At 38.6% G+C, this 13,520-nt stretch carries 12 protein-coding genes; 6 read left to right on the top strand and 6 right to left on the bottom strand.

What is annotated here, in order from left to right:
• Positions 1 to 6: 6 nt before the first annotated feature.
• On the top strand, positions 7 to 771 hold the full coding sequence (locus tag D0T08_RS07180; RefSeq protein ID WP_116981913.1) for a LytTR family DNA-binding domain-containing protein: 765 nt from the start codon (positions 7 to 9) through the stop codon (positions 769 to 771).
• 206 nt (positions 772 to 977) lie between these two features.
• On the opposite strand, the gene D0T08_RS07175 is transcribed toward D0T08_RS07180, so the two are convergent.
• The 4 genes from D0T08_RS07175 to D0T08_RS27545 all read right to left on the bottom strand — a co-directional run bounded on the left by D0T08_RS07175 (position 978) and on the right by D0T08_RS27545 (position 4,315).
• Positions 978 to 1,937 carry a gluconolaconase gene (locus D0T08_RS07175; protein WP_116982034.1) on the bottom strand — a complete coding sequence of 320 codons (960 nt, stop codon included), beginning with the start codon at positions 1,935 to 1,937 and terminating at the stop codon, positions 978 to 980.
• A gap of 7 nt (positions 1,938 to 1,944) precedes the next feature.
• Positions 1,945 to 3,159 (bottom strand): sorbosone dehydrogenase family protein, encoded by a 1,215-nt coding sequence (locus D0T08_RS07170; RefSeq protein WP_116981912.1) that lies wholly within the window; start codon positions 3,157 to 3,159, stop codon positions 1,945 to 1,947.
• 207 nt (positions 3,160 to 3,366) lie between these two features.
• Complete coding sequence (locus D0T08_RS07165; RefSeq protein WP_116982033.1) at positions 3,367 to 3,906, bottom strand: ferritin-like domain-containing protein; 540 nt, start codon at positions 3,904 to 3,906, stop codon at positions 3,367 to 3,369.
• 244 nt (positions 3,907 to 4,150) lie between these two features.
• Complete coding sequence (locus D0T08_RS27545; RefSeq protein ID WP_158561211.1) at positions 4,151 to 4,315, bottom strand: hypothetical protein; 165 nt, start codon at positions 4,313 to 4,315, stop codon at positions 4,151 to 4,153.
• A 421-nt stretch (positions 4,316 to 4,736) separates the two neighbouring features.
• Here D0T08_RS27545 and D0T08_RS27755 point away from each other — a divergent pair, with 421 nt between their 5' ends.
• The 3 genes from D0T08_RS27755 to D0T08_RS07155 all read left to right on the top strand — a co-directional run bounded on the left by D0T08_RS27755 (position 4,737) and on the right by D0T08_RS07155 (position 7,794).
• Entirely contained in the window at positions 4,737 to 6,026 is a 1,290-nt protein-coding gene (locus D0T08_RS27755) for a glycosyltransferase family 1 protein (RefSeq protein WP_229238914.1), read from the top strand.
• 27 nt (positions 6,027 to 6,053) lie between these two features.
• The gene (glf, locus tag D0T08_RS27750; protein WP_199538130.1) at positions 6,054 to 7,238 is read left to right on the top strand and encodes a UDP-galactopyranose mutase; all 1,185 of its coding nucleotides are present in this window, start codon (positions 6,054 to 6,056) and stop codon (positions 7,236 to 7,238) included.
• A gap of 157 nt (positions 7,239 to 7,395) precedes the next feature.
• Positions 7,396 to 7,794, top strand: coding sequence for a hypothetical protein (locus D0T08_RS07155; RefSeq protein WP_116981911.1), 399 nt, complete (start codon positions 7,396 to 7,398; stop codon positions 7,792 to 7,794).
• 14 nt (positions 7,795 to 7,808) lie between these two features.
• Here the strand turns inward: D0T08_RS07155 and D0T08_RS07150 are convergent, their stop codons facing one another.
• Positions 7,809 to 9,977 carry a family 1 glycosylhydrolase gene (locus D0T08_RS07150; protein WP_116981910.1) on the bottom strand — a complete coding sequence of 723 codons (2,169 nt, stop codon included), beginning with the start codon at positions 9,975 to 9,977 and terminating at the stop codon, positions 7,809 to 7,811.
• Between the two features lie 613 nt (positions 9,978 to 10,590).
• Here D0T08_RS07150 and D0T08_RS07145 point away from each other — a divergent pair.
• Entirely contained in the window at positions 10,591 to 11,751 is a 1,161-nt protein-coding gene (locus D0T08_RS07145; protein ID WP_116981909.1) for a hypothetical protein, read from the top strand.
• A gap of 73 nt (positions 11,752 to 11,824) precedes the next feature.
• Positions 11,825 to 12,319, top strand: coding sequence for a hypothetical protein (locus D0T08_RS07140; protein ID WP_116981908.1), 495 nt, complete (start codon positions 11,825 to 11,827; stop codon positions 12,317 to 12,319).
• Between the two features lie 85 nt (positions 12,320 to 12,404).
• Here the strand turns inward: D0T08_RS07140 and D0T08_RS07135 are convergent, their stop codons facing one another.
• Positions 12,405 to 13,514, bottom strand: coding sequence for a glycosyltransferase family 9 protein (locus D0T08_RS07135; RefSeq protein ID WP_116981907.1), 1,110 nt, complete (start codon positions 13,512 to 13,514; stop codon positions 12,405 to 12,407).
• Positions 13,515 to 13,520 lie beyond the last annotated feature (6 nt).

Here is a 13,520-nt window from a genome sequence, read left to right as displayed (position 1 = left end):
AGTATCATGGAAATATTAATTATTGAAGATGAACAATTAGGTGCCGAAAAGCTGAGTCGCCTGCTTACCTCTATTGATTCTTCTATTAACATAGTGGGCAATACCAGAAGTATTAAATCGTCGGTAGAATGGCTGTTACAGCATAAACATCCTGACATTATTCTGATGGACATTGAACTGACCGATGGGCAGAGTTTTGAAATATTCAATCATGTGACCATCCAGAGCATGGTCATCTTTACTACGTCTTATGATGAATATGCGTTGCAGGCCTTTAAAGTGAATAGTGTAGACTACCTCTTAAAGCCTATTAAAAAAGAAGAATTAGAAAATGCGCTTGATAAATACATGCATTGGCAACAAAAATTCTCTGCTTCCAGCATAGATGTTGCGCAACTTATCTATGAATTGAAACAGCATCAGCCCAAATCATATCGTTCGCGCTTTCTGGTGAAGATGGGGCAAAGGCTGTTGTCCATTGAAACCCAAGACATAGCTTATTTTTATGCCGAAGAGCGATTGACTCATTTTATTACATGGGACAAGAAAAAATACATTGTAGATTATACCATTGAAGAACTGAAACAGATGCTGGATCCGCAGGACTTTTACCAGGCTAACCGGGGTTTTATTGTTCATGTTAAATCTATTGCCAAGATTCACAATTATTTTAATGGAAAACTCAAGCTGGAGCTACAGCCTGCTATAGAAAAAGAGGTCCTGATAAGTCGCGAAAAAGCTACGGAGTTTAAAGAGTGGATGGGGAAATAGATTTTGATTAGTAGCGTAAAATAGCAAAGTTACAACTTGTGTTTATTAAATATCACTTTAAATTAGTTGAGAGAAGCGAATTTCTGCGTCCTCTCTCAACTTTTGCAAGCTCGTTTTTGATATATTCATATGTGTCTCATGGCCATCCTAAAGACATCTCCTATGATTTTAGATTTTCATCATTCAGATGGCAATAAGAAGCAAACCTATTTTTTAGGAATTGGTTTTAAAGTAGCCAATTGAATAGCAAATTTTTTGGATGGAGTGGCGTTGCTATCTGCCAGCTCACTGGTTTTGGCGTTCATAATCCATATTTTATCATCTTTCATGGTCGCGGTAGCCGGATATGTAAAAGCATCCATTTGCAGTGTAGTAGCTGCCAGTTTGGCGGTTCTCCAGTTATCTTCAGTCTTTATCTGAAATATCTTGTCATTGCCGCCATTTGAGACTATAGTAAGTCTGTCTTTGTCATGTAAAAGTAAACCATCTGCTCCCATAAAGTATTGGTCTATTCCTACCTGACTCACATTTTTAGGGTTCTGAATATCCACTTTATAGATTCTGCCTGTGCCGCTATTATCTACTAGCAAAAATCCATCCGGGTGATAGACAATACCATTTAAACCAATTCCCTCTGTTTCAAAAAGCTTATCTTTAGCAAAAACTGAGGCTTTCCCATCGGATGTTATTTTATAAATAGCATTGGCAAAGCTATCGGTCATATAAATATTGTTGTTATTATCAAAGGTAATATCATTACCAAAGTGTTTACCCGGTACTAAATCTGATAAATCAGTATCTGATAAGCGCTTACCTGTTGAAGTATCAATGCTTATCAGACGAATCATTTTGCGGCGGGTGTCAGGCGAAGTAAATCTGCTATAATTGGCATCACTTACACAAACAAACAATCTTTTGCCATCAGGATGCACTTTCATACCGTAGGTAGATTTCAAAGTGCTATCAGCGTGTAACACCTGATATACCCCTCCGGGTGTTACTTTTCCAATCGTTCCATCGCGCATAGATGAAACATAATAAACGTCAGCATTTTTATCATAGGCAATCCCCTCAGGGTATCTGTCCGGGGCTTCAAACTCAATGCGACTGGTTGGTCTGTTGGCTATACAACCAGTTAAAAGAAGCGTAAGAATAATATATTTCATGTTGTGTTTATTTAGTTTTTCTAATGGCATAAATAACTCCGTTGGCATCATCTGATACGTATACAACGCCAGTATTAGATACTGTTATTCCGGCAGGGCGGCCGAATCGGGCCTTTCTCTTCATAAGCGGGAAACCCGGTTTCAGAAAACCTGTAAGAAAATCTTCTTCGCCTATGGGTTGGCCGTTTTCAAACTTTATTCGTTGTACTTTAAACCCAACAGGCTTACTTCTGTTCCATGAGCCGTGCCAGCAAACCAGGGCATCATCTACATGGTCGAGCGGTACATTAATAGAGGTTTTAAAAAATCTGAACCCTATCGGTGCCATATGTGCCGGAAATTCATAGACAGACGGCTGAGTATTTTTCACCCATTCTTCTTTGGTGTTTCCTGCCGGGTCTTCGCGACTGCGATCTATCTCTTTTTTGCCATAGGCAAATGGATAACCATATACTCCTCCTTTAACAATATGGTTAAGTTCTTCGGGCGGCCATTTATTTCCTTTGGCATCACCTCCATTATCAACACCCCATAGCTGCCCTGTCAATGGATGCCAGTCAAACCCGATAGTATTTCTTAAACCACTGGCATAGAGTGTCCGCTTCCATGTTTTGGGGTCAACCTGCAGAATCGTGGCGGCTTCTTTATCCGATTCCTTACAATCATTGCACAGACTTCCTACAGATATATAAAGCATCCCATCAGGGCCGAACTCCATAGTTCTGTTCGGGTGCTGGCCACCACTTGGCATATCATTAATCAGTATTTCGCCATCATTGTTGAGCGTACCGTCTTGTTTTAGCTGATAACGTCTAAGTTCATTATTATTACACAAGTACATCCAGCCATCTTTAATAGTAATGCCGTGCACACCCTTAAAATCATATAATACGGTTGTAAGATTTTCAAATTGATTATCGCCGTTCATATCTTTTAGCATCAATACATCAGTTCCATCACGACGCGTGACGTATAGTTCATTATTGGGCCCCATATACAGCATTCGGGGTTTTCCCAGACCATATGCTGCCACATTTACCTCCCATCCATCAGGAACTTTAAGCATTTTTACCATAAAAGGCAAAAAATCGAGGTGTTGTGCATACTTTGTAACATGCCTTGTGCTGGTTTTTTCTTTGGGTGGAAGTCCACGTTGAGCAAATGCTATTGTATTCCCCCACAAAAGGAAGTAAGACAAGAGTAATTGAAGAGTTACTTTCATAGTAATTGTTTATTTTTAGTTGTGTATATTATTACTATTGGCAAAAAAATATCTGACTACTAGTTAACATGAACAGGTAGCTGATAAATTGCTATAATTTGATTGTGAAAGAAAATCTGATTGCTTGATAAGCAGATGGAAATAAGCCTTACAAATGCATAAGGCTTATCTGATAATTCAAAAATCTATAAATCTGTAAACAAAATTTTATTCCTGAAGTGCTTCTTTATTAATCTGTCCTTCAGCTATGTTTGTCAGCTTTCTGTCTGCTGCGTTTTCTTCATCCAATATTGATTGAAGCAACTGTGCTTCATTCTTGTGTCCTAATAGCCCTGCCAGTGTTCTCAATGAGCCATAGGAGGCTATCTCGTAGTGCTCTACTTTTTGCGCCGCCATAATCAAGCCACTATCGCGCACAAATGAACCCGTCTCTGTAGAGGCGATAATTTCATTTCCTTCTCTGATTAATCCTTCAATAGCCGGGCACAATTTTGCCACAGGTTCTTCTCCCAGTTGTACAAATACTTTTTCTACCCTCATTACGTGCCCTTCTGTATCTGCGAGATGGGCATTAAAAGCAGATTTTAGTTCGTCTGAAGTAGCAGCACTAGCTAATATAGGAAGCGTATTTACCAATTGCTGTTCAGCCCAATAAATATCCTTAAGGCCGTCTAAAAATAATTCCTTTAGTTTTTCACCGTCTTTCCCTGACAGGGAAGCAGCAAGAGTTGAGTCTGTATTATTCATTTGTTTAATAAATCTGATAAAAAGAGGATGCATTCTTAAACGAAAAAGTTATACCACCTTGGTTTTGGGGAATTATGGCAATTTGGTATCGGGACAAAATTGCAGAATTGCTATTTATCGAAAAAGGGCGGGTAACCAATTCTACAAGAATAGTTTTTTAAATTTTACGCACAAAATCAAAAGGGGTGAAAATTTATGAATTTCACCCCTTTTAACTTCCAAACTTTAGACCCTTGACAAAAGCTTATTTTTTAGAGCCTTGTCCTTGTGAACCTTGCGAGCCCTGTGAGCGGGAACCACTGTTACCCGAATTTGAATTTTTTGAATCGTTGCTTTTGTTGCCTGAGCTTTGCGAACCACCTTTACCGGAATCCTTTTGGCCACCTTGGCCGCCTTGTGAATTTGCCATAATTTTTTAATAATTAAAAGTTGATAAAAAGAGAGAGAACTCGTAATCCTCAAGCTCTTTTGCCAAAACATTATTCCACCCCAACAGATACTACTTTACAAAAAACGACGGGTGAAATTTGTCCCAGAATACAAATTGGCGAGGCATTTTTTAGACGTGGTTAATAACCAAGCTCTCCGAAAATAACATACCAAACCGGATATATTCTTTACGAGTTTGTAATAGAAATCCTTTTGTTTCTTTTCACTTAAACAACTTAAATTTTAAAATCAAAAAATCTTCTTAATTGTCCTGAAAACCAGAAAAGAGGCATTTTATATCTACCTGATAGTCCTGAAGAAAGCTTCATTTAGCCTTGTGTATTTTTAGCCCCGCCATTTTACTGATAAGTTTACTCATTCATAGCTCTATTTCTAATTTGATGAGTCATTTATTCCTCGTCAACTATAAAAAAAGCTACGGCACAATTCTTTTGCTCATAGAAACCAATGGTGACTATAACCTTTTTCTTTTTATTATGCATAAATTTTCTCTTATCGAACAGCCCACCGAGGATTACATTGAGGGCCAGGAAGCACTGACTTACAGTTTGAATAACATCGAAAGTCTTTTGTGTTTTTCACACCTCCGATGGGATTTTGTATTTCAGCGCCCGCAGCATTTAATGAGCCGTGCTGCCAGAAACTGGCGTGTTTTTTTTATAGAAGAACCTATCTATTCAGGTGATATTCAAAAGCCTGAGTTAGTCGTTCGGCAACAGGAAAATCCGGATACTTTATTTATTGTAGTGCCTCAGCTTCCGCATGGGTTTAATCCTGCAGAAATCAATAAAGTATTACAGGATATGCTTGCCAGGCTCATGTTTGATTTCAGAATAGAAGATTATGGGTTGTGGTATTATACGCCTATGGCTTTGAAATTCACGGCTAATTTGATGCCCAGGGTGATTGTTTACGATGCTATGGATGAGCTTTCTGCCTTTAAAGGAGCCTCTTCAGATTTGCTCGATATGGAAAAAATTCTTTTTTCGTCTGCAGATGTGGTTTTTACCGGAGGGAGAAGCTTGTATGAAGCTAAAAAGCAACGTCATTCTAACGTATATGCATTCCCGAGCAGTATTGATAAAAAACACTTTATGCAAGGGCGACAATTACTGCCGGAGCCCGAAGACCAAAAAGATATTCCACATCCAAGGTTAGGCTTTTATGGAGTTGTGGACGAGCGTTTTGACATAGAGCTTCTTCGTGAGTTATCTAGTCGCCAGCCAGAATGGCATTTTGTAATTATAGGGCCAGTGGTTAAAATAAGTCCGGAAGAACTGCCCCGGGCAGAAAACATTCATTACTTAGGTATGAAAAACTATAATGAATTACCGGTCTATTTAAGTGGTTGGGATGTGGCTTTACTTTTATTTGCTCTCAATGAATCGACTCGTTTTATCAGCCCTACCAAAACCCCTGAATATCTGGCTGCATTAAAGCCGGTGGTTTCTACACCCATACATGATGTGATTGTTCCTTATGAAGAAGAGGGGTTAGTAAGCATTGGACGAAACGTGGAAGAATTTGAAAAGGCCATTGAATATGCTCTGAAACAGGGAAGTGACGAAGCATGGAAAACCGAAGTTGATTCATATCTACAAAATATTTCCTGGGATAAAACCTGGGACGAAATGACTTATCTTATCAAACAACAGATTGCTGATAATTAATTATCTACACTTAAACTTTATTAAATTATGTTCGATTACGTTATCGTGGGTGCAGGCTTTGCAGGGAGTGTATTGGCCGAACGTTTAGCTTCTCAAAGTGGCAAAAAAGTATTATTACTGGACAAAAGAAATCATATTGGAGGTAATGCTTATGATTTCTACAATGAAGACGGAATATTGATCCATAAATATGGGCCACATATTTTCCATACCAACTCTGCTGAGGTTTTTAATTATCTTTCTCAATTTACTAAATGGCGTGAGTACGAACACCGGGTGCTGGCTTCTGTAGATGATAAGCTCTTGCCTATCCCTATCAATCTGGATACAGTTAACAAATTGTACAACCGCAACTTTACCAGCGAAGAGTTGGCTAAATATTTTGAAGAAGTCGGCGAGAAAAAAGATGAGATTCGTACATCAGAAGATGTGGTGGTAAGTCAGATAGGACGAGATTTGTATGAGAAATTTTTTAGAGGTTATACCCGTAAACAGTGGGATTGTGACCCTTCGGAGTTAGATAAAATGGTTACTTCCAGAATCCCTACGCGTACAAACCAGGATGACAGGTATTTCACCGACGAGTTTCAGTTTATGCCATTGTTAGGCTATACACGTATGTTTGAGAACATGCTCAATCATCCGAATATTCATATTATGCTCAATACCAACTTTGCTGATGTAAAAGACTTTTTTGATTACGATCAGGTTATTTATACCGGACCAGTAGATGAGTATTTCGACTATTGTTATGGGAAGCTCCCGTATCGTTCTTTGTGCTTCGAGCATACTACATTAGATATGCCTCAACTACAACCAGTTGCAGTAGTGAATTATCCGAATTCGGAGAACTTTACAAGAATAACCGAATACAAGCATCTGACCGGACAAGAGCATACAAAGACAAGCATCACCTATGAGTATCCTTGTTGGGATGGAGACCCGTATTATCCGGTGCCAAAGCCTGAAAATGCAGAGTTATATCAGAAATACAAAGCTATGACAGAGCTATTGCCAAATGTGCATTTTGTGGGCAGACTAGGTACCTATAAGTACTATAATATGGATCAGGTAGTAGCACAGGCGCTGACACTTTACAAAAAATTAAGTGGTATTGATACACTTAGAGATTTGGCAGTACCAAAAGCGAATAAGACTAAAGTCAATGGCTCTGCTGTTCCGAAAATCGGCAGTCCTGTTTTTAAAGGCTGATTTAGCTTCTAAAAGTTCCCTTAAAGTAAGGTCATATCACTGATGAAGCAAAATAAAAGTATTATAAAGGCACTGTTGTTAACAGTGCCTTTATAATACTTTCAATATGGAGTCAATAACCATGAAATGTTTGTCAATCCGAATAAATGCTCTTTTTATGAACACACGGCAAATAGAGCTAATAATTGTACTTTTAGCCATTTCTATAATTTTTCAGGGGTGTAGCAAAAACGACTTTGTGGTGAGTCCCGCAGTTGTTAATCCCCCTTGTCCGGATGCGAAGCTTTCTGTGACTCTTATCAGAGGAACAACTTATATGGGAACATTTACTGTTCCTTATGTAGCAGAGAAACCAATAGCTCTTGAAACCGAAAATACGATTGAATCCACAGGTGTAAAAGGATTGTTGGCCACTTTAAAGAATAATACGCTGGTTTCCCGAGGTGGACTTCTGACCTATACAGTATCTGGCTCACCAGATACAACAGGCAATGCCGTCTTTATGCTCGATTTTAATCAGCATAGCTGCCAGGTAGTTTTACCGATTTTAGAATAAGACTTATTATTGTATTAAATACTACTAAAATAAGCATCTAAGGCATGAGACAAAGTTGGTAAAAATATCCCTCTTTCACTACTCAATACACTACGTTGGGGTCTGGGGGCTTTCCAGTCAAATGATTCCGCATTATGCTTACTGACAAAATCTGTATGAATACCCATCCTGTCTGCAATTTCATGCGCAAACTGCTGCCAGCTAGTTTCTCCCTGATTAGCCAGATGCCAGATACCACACTCATTATCTACCAGTAAATCCAAAGACACATTTACCAGATCAGGCAAGTAAGTGGGCGAAACAAAAATATCATCAGGAAAAAACGCAGTTTGTCCATTTTCTAATGTAAGCCGTATTTTATTAATAATATTCTCTGGCTCCCATGCGCTAAAGAAAAGACTGCTTCTGATAACCAGCGCATCGCAGCCCGAGTCTAAAGCTATTTTTTCAGCTGCAACTTTACTTCTGCCATATACATTCAGTGGCGATACTTTATCGCTTTCTAGGTAAGCCTTTTCTTTAATGCCATCAAATACCATAGCCGACGAAAAAGTTAGTAACTTAATACCGCCAGCCTGGCAAGCACGGCTAAGATTCTGCACCCCTATTACATTGTCATTAAAACATTTCTGTGGCTCCGATTCAGCCTGGTCTACATGTGAGTAACCGGCAGCATTTACTACTGCCCAGGGCTGATAATGCCTTAATACCTGTTCAATAGAGGTTTCATCGCATAAATCCATTTCCTGACGGTCTAGTGCATAATAATGAAGCCCCCGTTGTTGACAAATCAAGCGAAAAGCCTTGCCGAGATTTCCATTTTTCCCAATAATTAATAAGGGTTGAGAAGCGGGCGTTGAGGTATAAATAGAACCATTTCTATCGTGTGCGTGGATAAAACGTGACTCCTTTTCCCACCAACCTTTTTCTTGCAGAACCGGATGCTGAAAAGTCTGATTATTGGCAAGTGAATTAACCATCGTGGCTAATGCTGTTGGGCGAGGTTTGGGCGAACGTAAATCAAATATACCCGATTCATAATCGCCATCGGGTTGAGTTAATAATTTATTCCAACCATAAGCACCTAACAATGCCCATACCGTAAAGGCTTTAATAGGCGTTCCACTTTGGTTAAGTTCAAGACAGATATTCCATACAGATTGCATCCAACGCATTTGTTCTTCTCGTGTACAATGCAAATGCACTTCTGTAATAGCTATATCAATTTTATAACGTTGATATAATTCTTCTATTAAAACTTTCAAACCACTTGGCTGACCATGATTAATTCTTATGGCTTCCACATCAACATATCTATGTACACCATTTCCCCCATGTAAATGTGCCGGATAAAGTGAAAGATTATCATCCAGATACCGCTCTGATGTTACGTAATGATTTACCCCCAACAAATCAGGACAGCAAGGCCTTTCTAAGAAAAATTGCAATGTTTTAAGAGGAATCCCTAAGCCTGTAAAAAAATCCCACAGAGGATGGTATCTGTCTAGCTTACCCATGAGTATATCATAAGTAAGCCAGCGACGGTTATTTTCAAAATCTGCCTGGTACTGGAGTGATGGCGTACTATAGGTTTTACTCAGGTCTTCTGTCTGAATCAGTTTTGCATCCGGATTAACCTTTCTTATCTCTTCCATTGATAGCACCACCGCCTTCAATTCATTAAACAATATAGTAGCAAACGCAAAATTATCTTTAGCATGCGGATGCCACAATCCATACAAACCAGAAAAGCGAGCTGTGGTGAGGGGCTCATTCACAGGCTTGTAATAAGTAACCCAGGGAAAACGATCAGCTACTTTTCGGGCAAATCTGCTTAATCCCACAGCAAATTCATCATCTAATAAATGAGTAAAAGAGGGGCCACAGCCATGATGCAGTAAACTTACAATAGGCGTAATATTATATGACCGAATTTTGTTGAGTTGCAAGGTGGCCCAATCCCAGTTAATAGGACCATTCTGTTGAGTTTCGTGTTTTTCCCACAAAACCGGATAATGCAATGCTTTAATACCCAGCTTTGCAAACTGTTCTATATCATCAGGTCGGGCATAATGATTACTTAATTGTAACTGATCGAGAAAATGATGATTAACTCTATTATAGCTACACTCTATACCAGCCCAGACTTCGGGCGCAAACAACTTAGTTTCTTTAATCGACATTTGTAAATATTTTTCATGAAGAACTTTTTAATCACTATCAGCCAGATATTCTGCTGCTCTGTTAGTAAAGGTAAAAAAACTATACCCAAATCACCTGCGTAATTCGTCACTCAAAATGTAGAATTGGTTCCCATGATTTTTTTTCATTAAAATATCGCGTTTACAGATAATAGTGAGGTATATAAGCAACATATATCCTTATTTGCCTATACTCTTCAGGATATTATTACACATCAATTTCAGTAAACAAAAATTACCTGAGAATGCATGTTTTGTATATCTGGTATTTCTTTCCTCATCATTCTTATTAAATCAATGGTACAAGTATTGAGGTATATACTAAAAGCAAATGTATATAAAGGCCCTATTTTATAGTGACAGAAAGGGCAGCGCAGGTAATGGGAATAATATTCTTTTAAGTTTTGAGCTTTGACTAAAACATAGTATGCTGTGATTGATAGGGAGGTACTTAAGTGTGCTTAATTATAATGTTGTCTTCAGCATTTTTGGCTTATTTCTACATAACAAATAAAAGTCTTTTCCAAAGTTGATTGCGCACAATCAGCTCGACATCAGGTGTATACCTATTAAAATCCAGACAATTTTTGCACTCATGAAACTTTCTACAACTTTTACTGAAAAGAGCATCTGGCATAAACCTTTCCTTATGCTATGTCTGACAGGATGCATCGCGCAATCTTGTAGTAAATCCGAATTGGCTCTAAATCCTGAAGCATTAAGTAACAGCGAAAGCCTTTCGAAAAAATTAAGAGAGAAAGCAATAAAAGATACTGTAAACTTAAAAGCAGGTAAGAATGCAGATAAAGTACTAGACAGCATCGGCTCTCATAAACATTCAGATAGTCTTGGCATTTATACGGGAGTAACAGTTTCTAAAATATTTCATCGTAATAAAGCTGATACCCTACATATACCAATCGCTCTGGTTCCTGTTAATCCTCCTATAAATAATACCAGCAATAGTAGCCAGCCACCAAATAATACAGGTAGTACAAATACTTCCGGTTCTGGTAATAATGTGGTAGTAAATGTTCCACCGGTTGTAACTCCTAAGCCCAATGACTGGGTACCCCCTGGTAATATAGAAAGCAAGCCGATATCAAATGAGATAACTATTAAAACCAGTCAGGGGTTACTTTTACACCCTCCCAAAAACTTATTGATTGGTCTGTCAAAGGCCTATCCATTAGCCACTGATACTTATACGGGACTGCTTACTCAAATGCCGGGCGGTGAAAATGAATTCTGGTTTTATGGTAAAACAAATCAGTATAATTATCCAACCGGCGAATGGGTTATACAAGCCAATGGGTATTCTACCATTGATTTGCCAACGCATGCAATTAATGCCCGTGCAGGTATTGATATACAGCACCCTGAATATAACCAGGTTATCTGTAAAATTGAATATACTATCAAAGACTCACAAGGAAATGTAGTCATGTTTTGTAAAGATACTAAAGGCGGTTTTCATCCTACTTTTATTCCAAACGAGAGAGGAAATAATCATCCGAAAGAGTCTCAAAGATTTCTGCCATATGGTACTTACATAGTAGAATTTAAGAACCTGACAGAGGGTAGCATCAATGCGCCTATCAGACTTACTTATAACCGAGCAGGAGGCAATGCAACCATGGGAGAATACTTTGATACTATAGTAAACAATCAACAAACAGTCACTTTTGCCATCAATATATTCGAGCAAGACCATGATATAAGTATGTTTAAATTGAATTGTAATATGGTACCTTAATTATCTGATTATATATCTCAATTTATAACAATTGAGAAAACATTTTTTCATCACAACTTTATTATTTACTGTCATGTTAGAAAACGAAGTTACTCACTTAGACAAAAGGCGCGTTCTGCCGCCAGTAAGAAAACCTGTCCCCTGGGAGGATTTTTATAAGCAGTTCCGGCAACACATTGTCGATGAACATAATATTCTGAACCAGCGCACCATTTGGTTAGCTATCTCTCAATCATTTTTCTTTGGTGGCTATGCAAGTGTAGCCAATGCACCCAAAGAGGCCAAAAGCCCCATATTCGCTGGCCAACAGGACTTACTTTTGTGGCTGATTCCATCGGCTGCCTTAGTTGCTTGTATCTGCATTTTTTTTGGCGTTATTGCCCGAAGTATCAGTATGCATTCATTACAAAAGAAATTTGATTTATCTGGTCAGTTCGACGAAAACTATCCACCGATTGACGCTGGAAAGAATGTAAAAATGATGGAGGTATTTTCAGTTTGGATATTACCAATAGTATTTATGATTACCTGGATTATCATACTGGCTAAACAATTCATACATGTTTAAAACGGTTTGGATTTCTACAAAAAGGGATATGATTACTTCATATCCCTTTTTGTTATCTTATTTTTGTGCGAGAAAAACGATATAACTATACACCAGTATTTCTGGAGAAGATTTTATTATCATCACCTTGCAGAATTACTTTTAGGGCATCTGCTACTTCTTCAGGAGATGGATACGAGAGGTCTTGATTCAGATGATGCTCTGATACGTAGCGGACTACCTCGTTTTTACTTCTGATGGCTTCTTTTACCGAATAGGTAAGTAATATATGTGGAGATTTCCAGGGAGTGTGTTGTGGGTTAGTTAAAGCATATAAAACTACGGCCGGTGTCCGGGTAGCGGCAGCTATATGAATGGTACTGGTATTGACCGATATTACGGCTTTTGTAGAGGCAATCAAGGTCACAAATTCTTCGATCGTAAATAAACCTGCTACCGAATGAGACTGTGGGCCTATTTGTTCACTCAACGCATCTGTTAGTTCACGTTCGGCAGATGAGCCTGTGATGAGTATGGGTAAATCTGATTGTCTGGCAATCAACTGCCCGATTTTAATCCAGTACATAAAAGGGTAACTCCTTCTTTCTTCTGATACACCGGGATGTAAAATGATCCATGAATTGGCAAGATTAATTCCTAGTCCCTGGAGTTTTTTCAAAGCAGATGCCCGTACTTCTTCTGAATAATAAATAGAGAGGCCTTCAGTGTTGGTGAAAGCTTCTATATGATTCACCAGATTTACATCCCTTTGTACCTGATGCTGAATGTAGCTATAAGGCTCCTTATCCGGGAGCCAGTCAGTCAATAAGGCATAGGGATTTTCTCTAGCATAAGCCAATCGTCTGGGAATACCTGCCATGAAGCAGAATAAGGCTGCAGGTAAAGCACTCTGGCTATAAACCGTAAAAATAATAGCCGCATCAAATGCTTCTTTCTTGATTTCTCTGACCAGCGTTTGGAGTTGTGTATCTACTAAAGAATTATCACATTTAACCCAGGGCAAATTACTTACGATTACTTTATCAATATCCGGAATACACCCGGCAATCAGGCTCCCGGCTTTAGAAGTAAGTATCGTAATATGGCAATCAAATGTTTCTTTCAAAGCACGCAAGGCCGGAGTAGTCATAATCAGATCACCCATGTTATCGGCACGGACACAGAGTATCTTCTTACAGTTTTGCCAGTCTTTCATAGCGCT

The organism is Emticicia sp. C21, assembly GCF_003418935.1.
In the GTDB taxonomy this organism is placed as follows: domain Bacteria; phylum Bacteroidota; class Bacteroidia; order Cytophagales; family Spirosomataceae; genus Emticicia.
Note: the sequence above shows the minus strand (reverse complement) of the source record. Positions and strands in the feature narration are given on the sequence as shown.